The sequence below is a fragment of the Halanaerobium kushneri genome, from assembly GCF_900156285.1.
Classification (GTDB): Bacteria; Bacillota; Halanaerobiia; order Halanaerobiales; family Halanaerobiaceae; genus Halanaerobium; species Halanaerobium kushneri.
Genome location: NZ_FTNC01000029.1, coordinates 16,105 through 32,487 on the forward strand (window position 1 = coordinate 16,105; position 16,383 = coordinate 32,487).

Consider the following 16,383-nt stretch of genomic DNA (forward strand, 5'->3'; position numbering starts at 1 on the left):
ATTTCAGCCTCCTTTCTTAATCTCAAAAACTAATCAGCTGGATTAAGTTTTATATCTAGGCTTTTATAGTCTTTTATTTCAATTATATAATAACAAAAAACATTCAGAAAATAAAGAGTTGTAGAAGTAATTGCTACAGTCAGAGAGCTAAAATAAAGATAAAAAAGAAATTTCTATGTATTGGTATAATTACTATAAATATTTTATAATATTATTAGACAATACACCGACATTAGAAAAATATTAGATAAAGAGGCTATATTTATAAAAAGCTTGAATATGATATATGAGAAGCAGAAAATAGTTTAAAAATATACAGAGAGAGGACTAAATTGAACTTAAAGTTGGAGGTATCATTATGAACAAAACCAAACTCTCAAAAACTATCTCTTATATTCTGCGCCATCATCCGGAAGATTTTGACTTAAAACTGGCAGCAGATGCTTCTGTTAAAACAGATGAACTTCTGCAGGCATTGAGTAAGAAGTATAAAAATATAACAAAGAATGACTTAATAAAGCTGGTCCAGAATGATTCCAAGGAGCGTTTCAGATTTTTAGATGGCAGGAAAAGAATCAGAGCAAGCTATGGCCACAGCATTGATGGAGTTAATCCAGATTACAGAGCCGTTAAGCCACCTAAAATTCTCTATCATGGTACCAGACCTGAGGTTAAAGATATAATTCTTGCTTCTGGTCTCAAACCGATGAAAAGAAATTATGTCCACTTAAGTGTTGAGATACAAGAAGCTGAGAAGGTGGCTCTGAGAAGAACCAGTAAACCGGTAATTTTTAAGATTAAAGCTCTTAAAGCTCATCAGGAAGGACAGAACTTTTATAAAACAGCAGCAAATATCTATCTAACTGATAAGATTTCTGCTAAATATTTATCTTTACTGAAAAAGGATTAGATTCATTCCCCTTATTGTAATTTAAATTGACAAGATTATAGATTTAGCAGGATCAAGATAAAGGAATTCTATTATAGATGATGAATTATAATAGTATTGGAATAATCTTTTTGTACAGCAAGAGGGGGGAAGTAAAATGAAAAAAATACTGGTCGGTGTGGATGGAACGGAAAAGTCAAAAAAAACATCTCATATTGCCGCAGACTTGATTAATCCTGAATCAGAAGTTACTTTAATAACAGTAATTACTGAAGCTGTAAAAGAAGAGAATATTAAAGAACGAATAAAAAAAGTAATGGACAAAGAAGCAAATTTTTTTAAAAAAAGAGGCATAAAAGTAAAAAAGGAAATTCATTATGGACACCCTGCTGAAATAATCTGTAATTTTGCTGCTGAAAATAATTTTGACTTAATTATTCTGGCTGATAAAAAAGACGAAAAAAGAAGTTTTTTATTAGGTGGAACCAGTGATAAGGTAGTTAGACATGCAAAACAGGCAGTAATGGTAGTTAAATAGCTTTTCTAATAAAATATATTTTTAGGAAATTAAACTTTAATAGACTAAAGCACCCTCTAAGTCTTGATTGATTTTAGAGGGTGTTAATTTTATTTTAAAGATTGCTAAAGAAGATAGAATTGCATTTGCAGAATAGAAGTCATATAAAAAATTATTAATATTAATCTTTTAAAAAGGAGAAATTAATATGACAGAACTTGAATTATTGCTTGATTTTCATATAGAGGGTAAAAGACAGGGGCCAGGCAATACTGAGGATACAATAAAAGCACTGAGCTTTATGGAGCTAAATGAAGATGAAAATTTAAAAGTTGCAGACATTGGCTGTGGTACAGGTGCCCAGACAATTACTCTGGCTAAAAATATTAAAGGAGAGATAACAGCTGTTGATTTATTTACTGAATTTTTAAATGAATTAAATTCAAGGGCAGAAGAACTGGGCTTAGCTCATAAAATCAATACTTTAAAAAAATCAATGGATGATCTGCCCTTTGGCCGTGAAGAATTTGATATTATCTGGTCTGAAGGAGCAGTTTACATTATGGGATTTGAAGCAGGCATCAAGTATTGGAAAGAGTTTTTAAAAACAGGCGGTTATCTGGCAGTAAGTGAGATAACCTGGCTCACCAATTCCAGACCGGTTGCAATAGAAGAACACTGGAATAGTGAATATCCCGAAATTGATACAGCTTCAAGCAAAATTAAAATCTTAGAAAAAAATGGTTTCTCACCAGTTGGATATTTCTGTTTGCCAGAATCAAGCTGGATTGATAGTTATTACAAACCAATGGAAGAACGTTTTGACAATTTTCTTAAAAAACATAATTACTCAGCAGCAGCCGGGCAATTGATAGAGAAAGAAAAAGAAGAAATAAGACTCTATAAAAAGTATAAAAATTATTTAAGTTATGGCTTTTATATTGCTAAAAAGATAAGATGATTTTATACTTTGTTAACTCCACAGGATATTAAACTTTTTTTGATAATCTCTTTTATTTTAATTGCTAATGTTGGACTAAAAATTTTTCCTCAACATAGCTAACTAATAGATTAGAAAAGGGCATCAGGAGTGGAAAGAATGCATAGGGAAAATATTCTACTGTTGTCACTCCTAAAACTGCTGTCATCATTAAGGCGTTAACATTCCAGGGGATTAAGGGTGAAAATATGAGGCCGGAATCTCCCAGTGCTCTGGCCAGTTCTTTTCTTTTAACCTTCATTTGGTCGTAATTTTTTCCCAGCATTTTAGCCGGCAGAAATACTCCCAGAAACTGATTGCAGCCCAGAGCAGCAGAAATTATACCTGCAAAGATCGTTACAGTAATCAGATGCATTTTTTTCTTAATTAGATGAATAAATGGTTTTAAGAGACTGTTTAAAACTCCCATTTGTTCCAGGAGTCCTCCTAAAAGAACAGCAAAAATAATTAGCGAAATTAGCTCCAGCATACTTGTTAAACCGCCGCGACTAAGTATATTATCTATGAAGACCACCCCAGTTTTATTTTTAAAACCTCTAAACATAATATTTAAAAGTTCTGACCAGCCTCTTTGTGTTAAAGATATTCCCACTGCTAAAGAAAATAGAATGTTTAGTGCAAGATTAATAATTGTTGGTATTTTTAAGATGGCCAGAATAATGATTAAAATTGGAGGCAGTAAAAGCCAGTAGGAAATCTGAAAATTGCTGTTTAAAAGTTTAATCAGAGAATCTAAATTAACTGCAGCTGTCATGCTGGAAAAACTGTTTAATCCAATAAAGAGAAAAATTAAAGCTGTAATTAGATAAGGTAAAATTGCAGTTTTGAGCATATGGTAAATCATATCCATTAGCCGGGCTTCTGAACTGTGAGCTGTGATAATAGCAATTGAAGAAACTGGTGACATTCTGTCTCCTACATAAGATCCAGAAATAATTGCTCCTGCAGCTAAGGCAGGGTTAAGCCCCATTGTCTGGGCCAGACTGATTAAGGCCAGTCCGATTGTACTTGCAGTTCCCACAGCGGTACCAACTGCCATTGAAACAAGAGAAGTTGAAATAAAAGAAAGGATAAAAAAGTATCTGGGGCTGATAGTCTGCAGCCCGAAGTAGATCATTGTCGGTACTGTGCCTACAGCAATCCAGAGTCCGATCATCATTCCCAGTAAAAATAAAATTAAAATTACATTACCTATATTTTTAAAACTTGAAAAAAGCATTTCTTCAATTTCCTGCCACTTATAGCCCCAGTATAAGGCTAAAGCTATAATAATTATTATTTCAAAAAAGAGAGCAATCTGAATCGGTGCCTCCCAGAATAGAACAGAAAATAAGATCAATAAAACCATTGTAATCACAGGTATTACTGCCTGTTTAAAAGTTAACATTCCAATTCCCCCAGAGTTTTCTATTTATTATTTACCAATCCTACTATATAATTAATTTTGAACATATGTCAACACTTTGCCGGAAAAAGTTTTAATTATTTTTTGATTTGATATAATAGAAACCAGGAAGTGATAGAATGCTCAAAAATCTGCCTGTTTTACCAAATCAGCTTTTCAACCAGATTAAAACTATGGAACTGGATAATGTCTTTCCAATATTCAGTGTAGGCAGCATTGTTTTAATCACAGCCGCTGGTTATCTCTTTTTCCGAGAAAAATTAAGAACAAAAGAATGGGCTTCATTCTGATGACAGTAATAACACTAATTTTAATCAATATTTAGAGCTGATTGAAATATAAAAAGATAATATTTAAATTAAAGGAGTTAATATGGAGAAATTTAAAAAGCGAAAATTCAACAGTTTCGGAGAATTTATTAAAGAATTAAAATTTATTATCAAAAATAGAGATCAGATAAAGAAATTAGATTCAGGAGAACTGCTTGATGCAGAATTCAGGCAGAGGCTGATGATGGCTGTAACGGAGGTCAACGGCTGCCGCTACTGTTCCTACTATCATTCAAAACTGGCTCTTAAGGCAGGTATCAGTCAGGCTGAACTTAATTCTCTTTTAGCAGGTGAATTAGAAGACTGTCCGAAAGAAGAAACTTTGGCTCTATTTTACGCTCAGCACTGGACAGAAAAGAAAGGGCAGCCCGAAGAGGAAATGATGGATAAGGTTAAGGCTGAATATGGAAGAGAAAAATTTGAAACTATTAACTTAGCAGTCAGAATGATTAATTTCGGCAACCTGTCGGGGAATAGTTTTGATTATTTTCTTTATAAATTAAGCTTTGGTCTGCTGGCACAGAGCAGCTGATACTGCTGTTGCTGTCTGTGCAAATTATTAAAATAATATTATTCCCGGAGGAATAATTATGGATATTAAAAAAGATAAAAATATCAAAAAATTTGGATTTTATGGTCTGCTGAAAAACCTTAAATTCTTTGAGCCATTTCTTTATATATTTTTTCTCAGCCTTGGTTTTTCCTATTTTCAGATTGGAACCCTCATTTCAATCAGAGAAATTACTAAAAATATACTGGAAGTACCATCAGGTATTTTTGCTGATCAGTACGGCCGTAAAAAAAGCCTGCAGATCTGTTTTATTTTCTATATCTTTTCCTTTATTTTATTTTACCTGGCTTTAAATTATTTGGTTATGATTCTGGCAGTGATTTTTTTTGGTATAGCTGAGGCATTTAGAAGTGGAACCCACAAAGCTATTATTTTTTTATATCTTGATCGCAAAGGGCTTGCCGATAAAAAGTCGGAAGTTTATGGAAGAACTAAATCCTATTCACTGATAGGTTCAGCCATTTCAGCTTTAATTGGAGCTTTTATAGTTTTTGTAGAATCAAACTACAGATTGATTTTTTTATTTTCTATTATCCCCTATATTCTGGACTTTATTTTAATTTCTACTTATCCGGCTTACCTGGATGGAAAAACAAATGGAAATTTAGATTTAAAGAAATTTTTTCTGGCTGGAATCGACAGTCTAAAGAGACTGTTATTTAATTTACAGGATTTGCGGAAAGGAATTATAAATTCAGGTATTTATGATGGATTTTTTAAGGTTCTAAAAGATTATCTGCAGCCGATTTTAAAAATAGAATTGATTGCACTGCCTTTAATGCTGAATTACGGTGAAGAAAAAAGACTTTCAGTTCTGCTTGGCCTGTCCTATGCAGTGATTTATCTACTCAGTTCCGCTGCCAGCCGCAGCGCCTTTAAGCTGAAAAGAATTTTTGTAGATACAGGTAAAGCTCTAAATATTGTCTATATTTTAACAGTAATTATAATGGCTCTGATCGGCTTAATTATAAACAGCGGTTTTACTTATTTTATAATTCTTTTGTTTATCTTATTCTATGTTCTTAGAAGTATGAGAAGACCGGTGATGCTCGATTATATTGCCAATATCATAGCTGAAAAGGAAAGAGCAACTATGTTATCTATCGAATCGCAATTTAGAACTGTTTTCATTGTGGTTTCAGCTCCAATTATTGGTTTTATTGCTGACCGATGGGGTTTAAATATAATGTTTCTGACAGCTGCTTTAGTAATGCTTTTATTAAAAACTTTGATCAAATTATCAATCCAAAAAAATAGCAAATAGAAATTATTTTGTTAACTGAGCTGATATGATATACTAAAATTAGCACAAAGTTTAAAATGAAGCAGTTGGCTGATTATTTGGAAAGCCAGAGTCTGGAGTAGGCTTATCTTTTAAGTTTAATTATAAAAACAGGAGGGAGCGGGATAATGTTAAAATCAATATTTAATGCTTTTGTTTCAAATAAAGCAGGTAAACTATATTTAACATCGATACTTATTTTGATTATTTCTAACATAATACTTAGTAGTAATAGTAATTTATATTTCATCGGTACAGCTGCTGTTATTTTTTATGTCATTGCACTGGTTTATTACTCAAGACATATGGAAATAAATATCTGGGTTAATATTCTCTTAGTTGCTTTAACTTTAGTACCTTTTGGGATCTGGATGACTTTAATATATTTTGCCCGCAAAAATTATTATCTAAATCAGCCAGAGGATTGATATCATGCTGACAATTAAATGTGCAAAATGCAAAAGTAAATTATTTAAATACAAAAAAATTGGCCAGGGCAGAGTTCTCCGCTGCTGGAAGAGCAAAATAACAAGGCTTTATGATGGAGAAGTTAAAGGTAAAAACTTTGTCTGTAAAAGTTGCGGTAATATTATAGCTGAAATCAAAGATGACCGCCTCGATATGAATAGTGATGCCTTTACTTACAGCGGAACAAAAATCAGAAAATAATTTTGATCTTTAATTTTAAAAATAATTGTTATAAAGAAAGCCGGGATTTCCCGGCTCTTTGATTTTTAAACAGGGAAAATAAAATTAATCAAGAATTATATATAATAGAAAAGGAGAATCTTTAAGTTGGATTACCATCAAAAAATTTTAGAGGAAATTAGAAAATATAAGCCGAACAGTCAGGCTGAGAAAAAATATAAGCGTCAAATTATAAATTTTTTAGCTAATAATGAAGATGACTATTTGCGAACTAATTCTAAGGGGCATTTAACAGCTTCTGCCTGGATAGTCAATCATCAGGGTGATAAGATTCTACTTCACCATCATCAGGCACTAGATAAATGGATTCAACTGGGTGGACATTTAGAAGAGGGAGAATTAATTGAAGAAGCTGCTTTAAGAGAAGCTGCAGAAGAATCCGGTTTAAATTCACTTTCAGTAGTTGAGCAGAAAATATTTGATCTTGATGTTCATAAAATTCCTGCAGTTAAAAAGCAGGCTGAGCATTTTCACTATGACTTAAGAGTTTTATTGCAAGCAGATGCTGGAGAAGAATTAGAAAAGAGCAGCGAATCTAAGAATTTAAAATGGATTGATCTCAATAGAGTAGATAACTATGTCGATGAAGAATCAGTATTAAGGATGCTCAGAAAAACTAAAATGAAAATTTGATATTAAGGAGACAAAAATGAAAGTTAAAAAAATAGCAGAAGTTAGAAGTAAATATAAGGAACCTGTTGGTCCGGATGAGATGAAAAAGAATAGAAGTATAATTGAGGTTGAGGAAGAATACCTGGATGGTCTTGACAAAATAGAAGATTATGAATACCTGCAGATCCTTTTCTATTTTCATAAATCGGAAGGATATGACCTAATCAGCAAAAGAAGAAAGGGGTCGGAAAGAGGTCTCTTTACCTCCAGAAGTCCCCGCAGACCAACACCGATTGGGATTACAACTGTGGAATTATTGAAAAGAGAGGGTAATAAACTGCATGTCTATGGACTTGATGCGATAGATGGAACTCCAGTTATTGATATTAAACCTTACGCCTCATTTATGGATCAGCCAACTCTATCTCTGCAGAAGAAGACACCGCGCTACAGGATTAATAAATTGATCAGATATCAGAATCTTCATGATTTACTGCTTAAGACGGGAGAACTGCACGGACATTACTGTCCCTTTCTTGCCCTGGGAGTGCTGGCTGCTGCAGATGCCTTAAAGAGACTTGCTGCAGAAAATGATGGAATGGAGGATTTACTGGCTGTAGTGGAATCTAACAGCTGTTTTAGTGACGGTATTCAATATGTCGCCGGCACTACCTTTGGCAATAATTCACTCATCTATCGTGATTTTGGCAAGACAGCTGTCACCTTTGTCAAAAGAGAGAATTCATCAGAAGCTCTTAGATATTACCTCAAAGATCCAGATTTTATTGAACGGGAATATCCAGAAGCAGCTGAATTATTTAAAAAAGTTATTGCAGAAAGAAGAGGCAGCAAAAAAGAACAGCAGAAAATGAAGGAACTCTGGCAGGAGATAGCTTTTGAAATAATTGAAGCAGATCCTGATAAATACTTTAAAATTGAAGAAAATGCTGAAATCGAACTACCTGATTATGCCCCGATCTTTGCTGATGCTGAATGCAGTAAGTGTGGGGAGAGATTAATGGCTGCCAAAGCTGTTCAAAAAGATGATAAAGTTTTATGCAGGGACTGTGCTGAAAGCAGTTATTATCAGCTTGACGGCAGCGGAATAGTTGAGAAATAAGGAGGCTAATTATGACCTGCAAATGGTATCCGGTCTGTCCGATGAAGAGATTTTATGAAGCTGGTAAAATAGATAAAAAGTGGGTTGAAAACTACTGTCATGGTGATAATAAAAGCTGTCAGCGCTATCAAATGGAAGAGCGCGGCGAATACCATCCTGATAATATGCTGCCTGACGGCAGTATTGATCAGAGTTTATAAATCTCAGTAATTAATAATAAATAAAAACAGGTGATAGTATTATGTTAGAGAAAAGACTTAACAATAAAACTGCCCTAATAACAGGGGCCAGCCGGCTGCAGGGAATTGGCGCAGCAATTGCCAGGAAATTAGCAGAAGATGGTGCAGATATTTTTTTTACTTACTGGCTTGATTATGATCGAAAGATGCCTTGGGGCGCAGAAAAAGAAAGAGGCGGCAGAATAATTAATCTCAGTTCAGGTCAGTTTAAAGGACCAATGGAAAATGAGATGGCTTATGCAGCTACCAAAGGAGCAGTGGATGCCTTAACCATCTCTCTGGCAGCTGAATTAGCTCCCAAAGGAATAACAGTTAATGCTGTTAATCCGGGTCCTACAGATACCGGCTGGATGGGTCAGGAGCTGAAAGAGGAGTTATTGAAAAAGTTTCCGCAGGGTAGAATCGGTCAACCTGAAGACACAGCCAGACTGGTTAGTTTTCTGGCCTCAAAAGATGCTGAATGGATTACCGGGGAAATTATAAATTCTGAAGGTGGATTTAAGCGTTAAAAATTAATGATTGAAGGTGATTAAATGTTTCTTGTAAGTTCCTGTCTGGCAGGAATTAACTGCCGCTATGACGGCAAAAATAACTTAAATAAAAAAGTTGCAGAGTTAGTCAAAACAGGAAAGGCAATTCCGGTCTGTCCTGAAGTTTTGGGAGGACTCCCGACTCCCAGAGATCCCTCCGAAATTATTATTGATGATCAAGGCAGGAAAAAAGTTATAACTGAAAAGGGTAAAGATCTAACAGCTGAATTTAAACTGGGGGCAGAAAAAACTTTAAAAATAGCAAAAATTGTGGAAGCCAAAAAAGCATTACTGCAGCAGAGAAGTCCCTCCTGCGGCTCGGAAAAAATCTACGACGGAACTTTTAGCGGTACATTAATCAGCGGCAGAGGTCTCACAGCTGAATTATTAATAAAAAATGGGATAAAAGTTTTAACTGAAACTGATTTAGTGAAAAACAATTTAATTGAAGATTAGATTTAATAAAAATTTAAGGAGCTAAAACAATGGCTGAATTTAAACTGCAGCATTTAATAACAACCGGGACCCGCGAAGCAGAGATGATAGAGGCCTTACTCAATGATAACGGGATTGAGCTTATTGTGCGCCACGATGAAACCGGGGACTATACTATGCTTTATATGGGCTATTCCGCCTTCAATATAGAACTTTATGTTGCAGAGAAGGATTATAAAGAGGCTAAAGAACTGCTGGAAAGTTTAAATATAGAGGCTACAGAAGAAATTAAAGAAGCAGATCAGAGTCGAGAACTTAAAAGTGATAAAAATAGAAACAGAAACTTTTCTTTTTATCTGGCTCAGATTGCTAAAATAATTATTGTTCTCTATCTACTTTTACATTTACTACCCCTATTTTTTTAAAAAGTTTTAAATATTCTTTTTATGTTAGATTATTAAATATTCTTTTTTGGATGATATAAAAAAACAATAAAAAATAATTGACAGGGAGGCAAAAATAATGAAAGATAAAAGCTATTCTGCTTTATCAAATGCTGCACTTAGAGCAGCAGAATCATATTATCCCGAAGATGAGAGACTCTTTTATGATGGAGCAGCATTTTATTTAATGCCTCCTCTCTGGAAACTGTTTTTAAAGCTGATTAAGTTTTCTCCTCTAAGAGAGATGATATTTGCTAAAAGAGATAAAGAACTGCCTGGCGTAATTGGCAATCTCTTATACAGAACAAGATATATTGATGACACTTTAAGAGAAAACTTAAAAGAGATGGAGCAGTTATTAATTCTTGGCGCAGGATTTGATACAAGGTCCATCAGGATTGAAGGGTTGGAAAATCTGGAAGTCTTTGAAGTAGACCATCCTGAGACTCTTTCCAAAAAGAAAAAAGGATTAAAAAAGTTATATCAGGATCTTCCTGAATATCTTAATTTGGTAGAAATTGATTTTGAAAAAAGAGACTTAAATGAGGTGCTGCAGGAAAATAATTTTGATAAGAATAAGAAAACTTTTTTGATCTGGGAAGGTGTTACTCAATATCTGGAAAGAGAAGCGGTGGATAAAGTAATCGATTATTTTGCTGAATTAAAGAGTGGAAGCAGAGTAGTTTTTAGTTATGTGAAAAAGGAAGTAGTTGTTGGTTCTGAAAGATCTGAAGTTGATGAAAAAATTATCTCTTTTGTTGAAGAGATGGGTTCTCCCTGGAAAACCGGCCTTAAAAGCAGTGAAATTGAAGAGATCTTAAATTCACGAGGTTTAGAACTAATAGAAGATGTGGGAAAGGATGAGTATCAAAAGCTGTATTCTGATTTAAGCAGCAGAGAAATCAGCATTTATGATGGTGAAAGAATAGTTTATGCAGTTAAGGATTGATAAAGAGAAATTATTCAATTAAAGAATGAAATAATCAACTTTCAATATACTTAATTTTAGGCTGTATTTGTGTTTTAACTAAATAATTATTATGTTAATATAATTTATAATGATAAAATTGCTATAGCTGATTTGGAGTCACAGCAGCAGATTTTAAATTTAAGTCTGGAGCTGTTGGAGGAAGAAGAGAAGATTGATGTTTTGATCAATAATGCGGGAATTTATCAAAATAAATTAGAATATAGTGAAGATCAGATAGAAAAGACTATAGCTGTCAATTATCATTCTCAGTTTATTTTAACACTTCATTTGCTTCCATTATTAGATAAAATTACCTTTAACTGCCTACATCCAGGAGTTATTAATACCAAATTGCTGCAAAAAGGTTGGGGAGCGGAATAAAAGTTTTGAAATGATAAGATATCAGGAAATTATAAACAGGTTACCTGATCGATTTCTGAAGTAAAAGATATAAATAAAGAGGTGAATATATGTTTTATCTACTAATGCTGGTTACATTTTTGGTGGCACTCCTTGTCTGCTATATAGTAAGCAGATTGTTTAATGATTCAATTTATAAAATTTTAAACTTAATAGTACCTGAGGCAATCAATCAGGCCTGGCTTAAATATATTAAATTTGCAATTTATGTGGTTGGAATCTCCGGGGGAGTCAGAGTCTGGGATTTAGAAAAATATATAACTTCTCGCTATGAAAATAGAGAAGTTGTTCAACTTACAACTGAGCGCTGGACTTTAGAAATTTACAGAACTTTGATTGGTTCTCTGCAGAGCATTGCTACAGTCTTACTAATCTTTTTTGTCTTTACATTAATTGCTTATGTTGTCTTGAGTATTTTTTCATCAAAAAATGAGAAAAAATAATTGCTGGTTGATTTTGTTAAGAAGCAGTAAATTAGTTGAATATACAATGACTGCAATTTGAACAGTAATTTAAAGTGGAAAAATCTGATCCATATAGTTTACAATTTTAATTTAAAATGATAAAATTAGTTAACTTATTAATAACAGTTATGATTATAATTAGTGATAATTCGAGAAGTAGAGTAGAGAAAGGAAGGATCATATGAATTTTATCTTTATATCGCCATATTTTCCTAATAATTTTTATAATTTCTGTGTGGAGCTTAAAAACGCCGGAGTCAATATACTTGGAATTGGAGATATGCCCTATTTAGAATTGAGAAGAGAGCTTAAAGATTCTCTGACAGAATATTATAAAGTTGATAATATGGAGGACTATTCCCAGCTGCTTAGAGCTTGTGGATATTTCACCCATAAGTATGGAAAAATTGATAGAATTGAGTCCAATAATGAACATTGGTTGGGAAAAGATGCCCGTTTGCGAACTGATTTTAATGTGCCAGGTTTAAAAATTGATGAAATTGAAGCAATGAAGTACAAATCAAAGATGAAAGACGTCTTTCAGCAGGCTGGTTTAAACACAGCCCGCGGCAGGGTTGTTAACAGTCTCAACGAAGCCGAAGACTTTATTGCTGAAGTTGATTATCCGGTGGTTGTTAAACCTGACAGCGGTGTTGGCGCAGCAGATACCTATAAAATTCACAATCACGATCAACTGTTAGATTTTTTTAATAATAAATTAAATCTTGATTATATAATGGAAGAATATATCGAGGGCAAAATACACACTTTTGATGGGCTGACAGATCAAGAAGGTAATATTGTTTTTTCCTCCTCAATGGTCTATAAGGGTGGAATTATGGAGACTGTTAATGAGGGGCTTGATATGTATTATTATATTCCGCGAGAGCTACCGGAAGATATAGTGGAAGCTGGTAAAAAGACGGCTCGGGCCTTTGAACTCAAAGAAAGATTTTTTCACTTTGAGTATTTTAAACTAGCGGACGGAAGAATTGTTGCCCTGGAAGTTAATATGAGACCACCTGGAGGGCTGACTCTGGACATGTTTAATTATGCCAATGATATAAATATCTACAAAGCTTATGCAGAGTTGATAGCTCATGGTGAATTTAGAGCAGATATCAGCAGAAAATATAATTGTTTTTATATCGGCCGTAAGAATTTTATCAATTATAAGCATTCTTTAGAAGATATTTTAAATAATTATGGTCAATATATAGTTTTACACGAAGCAATTTCGCCCATTTTAGCTCCTGCTATTGGAGATTATGGCATAATTTTAAGAACTGAGGAAATGGAGCAGGGAAAAGAAGCTGTTAAATATGCGATAGATAAAAATTAATTTTTTTGAAAGGAAAGCAGGTATAATTATGCAGATAGAGTACAGAAGTTTTTACAGTTCAAATTTAAATCGGGAGATGCCTTTTAAAATCTACGGCTATGCCGGAAAACCAATGCTTGTTTTCCCTTCTTCTGGTGGTAGTTTTCATGAATACGAGGACTTTGGTATGATTGATGCTATCTGGCCTTTTATTGAAAATGGTGAGCTAACAGTTTATGCAGCAAGCAGTGTTGATGCTGATTCCTGGCTTAATTTCGGCCTCCATTCCCATGATAAGGCTTTAGTTCACAACAGCTATGATCGCTATATTGTTGATGAACTGCTGCCTCTGATTAAATATCATTCCAATTGGCAGGGAGGATTAATTACTACTGGCTGCAGTATGGGCGCCTACCATGCTGTCAATTTTTATTTTAAACATCCTGATGCCTTTGATACCGCTGTTGCTTTAAGCGGTATTTATGATGCCAGATTTTTTACCGGGGGCTATATGGATACAGAAGTCTATTTGAATTCCCCGGTTGATTATTTAAGGGAGCTGGAAGATGATTGGTATCTCAATCATTATCGCAAAAATAAGTTGATTGTCTGTGCCGGTCAGGGCAGATGGGAGAAAGATACTTTAAGAGATACCAGGCTTTTAGATACTATTCTGGCTGAAAAAGGGATTCCTGCCTGGTTTGATTACTGGGGTTATGATGTAGACCATGACTGGACAGGCTGGAGAGAGCAGATGCCCTATTTTCTGGGAAAGCTTAAAGAAGAGGGAATTATCTAGTTTAGTTGATTTTAAAAAAAGTAAGATCAATAAAAAAGGTAGCTGAGGGGTTCTAGATGATAAAAGAAAAAATAGATATTAAAATTATAAAGGACTTTAAATCTGAGGTTTTAAATAATTCCAGAAAAATAAGAATATATTTACCGCCTTCTTATTCAGCTCAAAAGAATAAATTTTATTCAGTTTTATATGTTCATGACGGTCAGAATGTATTTTACGGCCGGGAATCTTTTTCTGGAGATTCCTGGAATCTGCATCAGACTGCAGAAAGGTTAATTAGAGCCGAAAAAATTGAAGAAATTATAATTGTGGCTGCTGATAATATGGGTAAAGAACGGCTGAGCGAATATGCTCATCAGGATGGTTATTATAGAGGGAAGAAGGTTAAAGCCAGAGGTTTTGCCTATGAAAAATTTATTATTCGAGAACTAATGCCCTTTATTGAAGAAAATTACAGAGTTAGAAAGGGTCCAGAAAATACAGCCTTAATGGGTTCATCGATGGGAGGGTTGGTTACTTTCAACATTGGATTGCGGAGGAGCGATCTCTTTGGCAAACTTGCAGTGATGTCTCCCTCCTTCTGGTGGGGTAAAAGTTCCCCGCTGGAAAAAATTAATTCTTATAATTATCATAATTTAAAGAGCAGAATCTGGCTGGATACGGGTGAGGCCGAAGGTAAATTTATGTCTTTTACGGAGGATGTCATTTCAAGGCTCAAAGAGCTTAAAAGAAAATTTAAACTTGATTTAATCTATTATCAGGTTCCCGGAGCCGTTCACAGCGAAACTGCCTGGGCAGCTAGAGTTCACTGTCCCCTCCTATATTTTTATGGAGATTTTGCAGATCTTAAAAAGCTGAAATCGAAAGATTTTGATTACAGCTACTGCAAAAAATTAAAATAACAAACAGATAAAGCCGGTATTAGCCGGCTTTTTTCTAACTCTGAAATTTAATTGAAGGCTATACTGCTGCTGAAAGATTAAGCCAGTTTTTTTATAATTTTTTCTAAATAGCGTGATTTGAGCTGCTTACTGGCCATTGCCTGTTTAATGGGAGGCAGTTTTAAAATAGCTGAGACTACAGCTGCCATTGCCCGGTGGCTGCCGAAAGCCTGGTTATCGAAAATCAAATTCTGCAGTTTACCTCTTTCAATTGCCATCATAACTGTTCTGTGGACTGAATTAACGGGAGTTATAATTTCTTCTTTGCGCCGCTGCAGACTTAAGGAGCTGTTGGGGCAGGAGCGAACACAGACTCCACAGCCAAGACAGATATCATGGTCAATCACTACCTTTTCATCATTTCTGGAGATTGCATCGATTGGACAGGCTTCAATACACTTACCACAGTCAATACAGCTTTGGTAATTGATCTGAGGTAGATAATGAGTTGTCTGTACCGGATGCAGATTGCCAAACTTTTTTGCTGCCAGAAGTGCCTCACAGCAGCAGCCACAGCAGTTGCAGATAAAGGTAGGACTCTCACGCACATTTTCTCCACACTGAACAAGTCCGTGCTCATAAGCCTGATGTAAAAGCTCCAGACACTCTGAAGTTTCAACTCGACGGGCATGATCATGGCGGATTAAAGAATCAGCAGTGTTATTAAAGGTCATACAGATATCAAGTGGAGCATCACAGGCCTGATCAAGGTGGTGCATTTTATGCCTGCAGTAACAGGTGCTGATTCCTATATCTTCAGCACTTTCTATGATATGACTTGCTTTTTCAAAATCCAAAATATGGACCATATTATCTTTAGAGAGAACTTCTTCATTAACATAGACCCGGCCCAGTTTGGTCTCGCTGGCTAAAAATAGATCTTTAATAAAATCTTCTTCCACATTCAAATACTGATGATATAATTCTGCCAGCAGTTTTTGATTGATATCCTGACGGGTTCTCATCATTGAAAATTCAAAAAAACCTGCCATTGGTGGTGGCAGTATATATTTTTTTACTCCCTGATCTTTAGAATCCAGAGATTCCGCAAATGATTTTTAAAAAATAAGGAGAATACAGTTCAAACAGTATTCTCAGCAGTAGTTCCAAAATAAAGAATATTAGAAATATTAGTCATACAATTATCCCAATTAAAAACCTTATGATGATTGATAATTCGGGCTTTAATAAAGGAAATCCCCGCCCTTTTTTGAAAGTGTTAATTGACAAGAAAAACACACAAAAAAGGAGACGGGGAAAAATGAAAACTAAAAATCATACATTAAGTTGTTATCAATATTGTAACAGGGTCTACGATTTAATTCAAAAATTAGAGCAGATTGAAGATAAAAGAGTTCATCCTTCAGTAAAACTACCAACTGTAATTT

21 protein-coding genes and 1 pseudogene are annotated in these 16,383 nt (G+C 34.4%); 20 read left to right on the top strand and 2 right to left on the bottom strand.

The window, feature by feature from the left end:
- Window positions 1-358: 358 nt before the first annotated feature.
- The 3 genes from BW929_RS13320 to BW929_RS13330 all read left to right on the top strand — a co-directional run bounded on the left by BW929_RS13320 (window position 359) and on the right by BW929_RS13330 (window position 2,367).
- Window positions 359-910 (top strand): RNA 2'-phosphotransferase, encoded by a 552-nt coding sequence (locus BW929_RS13320; RefSeq protein ID WP_076545982.1) that lies wholly within the window; start codon window positions 359-361, stop codon window positions 908-910.
- Between the two features lie 136 nt (window positions 911-1,046).
- Complete coding sequence (locus BW929_RS13325) at window positions 1,047-1,427, top strand: universal stress protein (RefSeq protein ID WP_076545983.1); 381 nt, start codon at window positions 1,047-1,049, stop codon at window positions 1,425-1,427.
- A gap of 187 nt (window positions 1,428-1,614) precedes the next feature.
- Window positions 1,615-2,367, top strand: a complete 753-nt coding sequence (locus BW929_RS13330; RefSeq protein WP_076545984.1) for a class I SAM-dependent methyltransferase — start codon at window positions 1,615-1,617, stop codon at window positions 2,365-2,367.
- Window positions 2,368-2,431: 64 nt separating this feature from the next.
- Here the strand turns inward: BW929_RS13330 and BW929_RS13335 are convergent, their stop codons facing one another.
- Window positions 2,432-3,793 (bottom strand): Na+/H+ antiporter NhaC family protein, encoded by a 1,362-nt coding sequence (locus BW929_RS13335; protein WP_076545985.1) that lies wholly within the window; start codon window positions 3,791-3,793, stop codon window positions 2,432-2,434.
- 137 nt (window positions 3,794-3,930) lie between these two features.
- On the opposite strand from BW929_RS13335, the gene BW929_RS15400 reads away from it, so the two are divergent.
- The 17 genes from BW929_RS15400 to BW929_RS13415 all read left to right on the top strand — a co-directional run bounded on the left by BW929_RS15400 (window position 3,931) and on the right by BW929_RS13415 (window position 14,956).
- On the top strand, window positions 3,931-4,101 hold the full coding sequence (locus BW929_RS15400) for a hypothetical protein (RefSeq protein WP_200805253.1): 171 nt from the start codon (window positions 3,931-3,933) through the stop codon (window positions 4,099-4,101).
- 82 nt (window positions 4,102-4,183) lie between these two features.
- Entirely contained in the window at window positions 4,184-4,672 is a 489-nt protein-coding gene (locus BW929_RS13340) for a carboxymuconolactone decarboxylase family protein (protein WP_076545986.1), read from the top strand.
- A 58-nt stretch (window positions 4,673-4,730) separates the two neighbouring features.
- Window positions 4,731-5,975, top strand: coding sequence for an MFS transporter (locus BW929_RS13345; protein WP_076545987.1), 1,245 nt, complete (start codon window positions 4,731-4,733; stop codon window positions 5,973-5,975).
- A 146-nt stretch (window positions 5,976-6,121) separates the two neighbouring features.
- Entirely contained in the window at window positions 6,122-6,421 is a 300-nt protein-coding gene (locus BW929_RS13350) for a hypothetical protein (RefSeq protein ID WP_076545988.1), read from the top strand.
- A gap of 4 nt (window positions 6,422-6,425) precedes the next feature.
- Window positions 6,426-6,662: a hypothetical protein gene (locus BW929_RS13355; protein ID WP_076545989.1), complete on the top strand. Its 237-nt coding sequence runs from the start codon at window positions 6,426-6,428 to the stop codon at window positions 6,660-6,662.
- A 126-nt stretch (window positions 6,663-6,788) separates the two neighbouring features.
- A complete protein-coding gene (locus BW929_RS13360) occupies window positions 6,789-7,334 on the top strand; it encodes an NUDIX hydrolase (protein WP_076545990.1) in 546 nt (181 codons plus the stop codon).
- Between the two features lie 16 nt (window positions 7,335-7,350).
- A complete protein-coding gene (tsaA, locus tag BW929_RS13365) occupies window positions 7,351-8,433 on the top strand; it encodes a tRNA (N6-threonylcarbamoyladenosine(37)-N6)-methyltransferase TrmO (RefSeq protein ID WP_076545991.1) in 1,083 nt (360 codons plus the stop codon).
- A gap of 11 nt (window positions 8,434-8,444) precedes the next feature.
- A complete protein-coding gene (locus BW929_RS13370; protein WP_076545992.1) occupies window positions 8,445-8,633 on the top strand; it encodes a uracil-DNA glycosylase in 189 nt (62 codons plus the stop codon).
- A gap of 41 nt (window positions 8,634-8,674) precedes the next feature.
- Window positions 8,675-9,181, top strand: a complete 507-nt coding sequence (locus BW929_RS13375; RefSeq protein WP_076545993.1) for an SDR family oxidoreductase — start codon at window positions 8,675-8,677, stop codon at window positions 9,179-9,181.
- A 24-nt stretch (window positions 9,182-9,205) separates the two neighbouring features.
- Window positions 9,206-9,658: a 2-thiouracil desulfurase family protein gene (locus BW929_RS13380; RefSeq protein ID WP_076545994.1), complete on the top strand. Its 453-nt coding sequence runs from the start codon at window positions 9,206-9,208 to the stop codon at window positions 9,656-9,658.
- A 29-nt stretch (window positions 9,659-9,687) separates the two neighbouring features.
- Window positions 9,688-10,062 carry a putative signal transducing protein gene (locus tag BW929_RS13385; protein ID WP_076545995.1) on the top strand — a complete coding sequence of 125 codons (375 nt, stop codon included), beginning with the start codon at window positions 9,688-9,690 and terminating at the stop codon, window positions 10,060-10,062.
- Between the two features lie 97 nt (window positions 10,063-10,159).
- On the top strand, window positions 10,160-11,029 hold the full coding sequence (locus BW929_RS13390) for a class I SAM-dependent methyltransferase (RefSeq protein ID WP_076545996.1): 870 nt from the start codon (window positions 10,160-10,162) through the stop codon (window positions 11,027-11,029).
- Between the two features lie 174 nt (window positions 11,030-11,203).
- Window positions 11,204-11,431, top strand: a complete 228-nt coding sequence (locus BW929_RS13395; protein ID WP_234978111.1) for an SDR family NAD(P)-dependent oxidoreductase — start codon at window positions 11,204-11,206, stop codon at window positions 11,429-11,431.
- Between the two features lie 89 nt (window positions 11,432-11,520).
- Window positions 11,521-11,913, top strand: a complete 393-nt coding sequence (locus BW929_RS13400; RefSeq protein WP_076545998.1) for a hypothetical protein — start codon at window positions 11,521-11,523, stop codon at window positions 11,911-11,913.
- Between the two features lie 202 nt (window positions 11,914-12,115).
- Window positions 12,116-13,276, top strand: coding sequence for an ATP-grasp domain-containing protein (locus BW929_RS13405; RefSeq protein WP_076545999.1), 1,161 nt, complete (start codon window positions 12,116-12,118; stop codon window positions 13,274-13,276).
- A gap of 28 nt (window positions 13,277-13,304) precedes the next feature.
- Complete coding sequence (locus BW929_RS13410; RefSeq protein WP_076546000.1) at window positions 13,305-14,054, top strand: esterase family protein; 750 nt, start codon at window positions 13,305-13,307, stop codon at window positions 14,052-14,054.
- A 56-nt stretch (window positions 14,055-14,110) separates the two neighbouring features.
- Window positions 14,111-14,956: an alpha/beta hydrolase gene (locus BW929_RS13415; RefSeq protein WP_076546001.1), complete on the top strand. Its 846-nt coding sequence runs from the start codon at window positions 14,111-14,113 to the stop codon at window positions 14,954-14,956.
- 77 nt (window positions 14,957-15,033) lie between these two features.
- Here the strand turns inward: BW929_RS13415 and BW929_RS13420 are convergent.
- Window positions 15,034-16,035, bottom strand: a pseudogene (locus tag BW929_RS13420) (4Fe-4S dicluster domain-containing protein); the annotation flags it as partial.
- Window positions 16,036-16,383 lie beyond the last annotated feature (348 nt).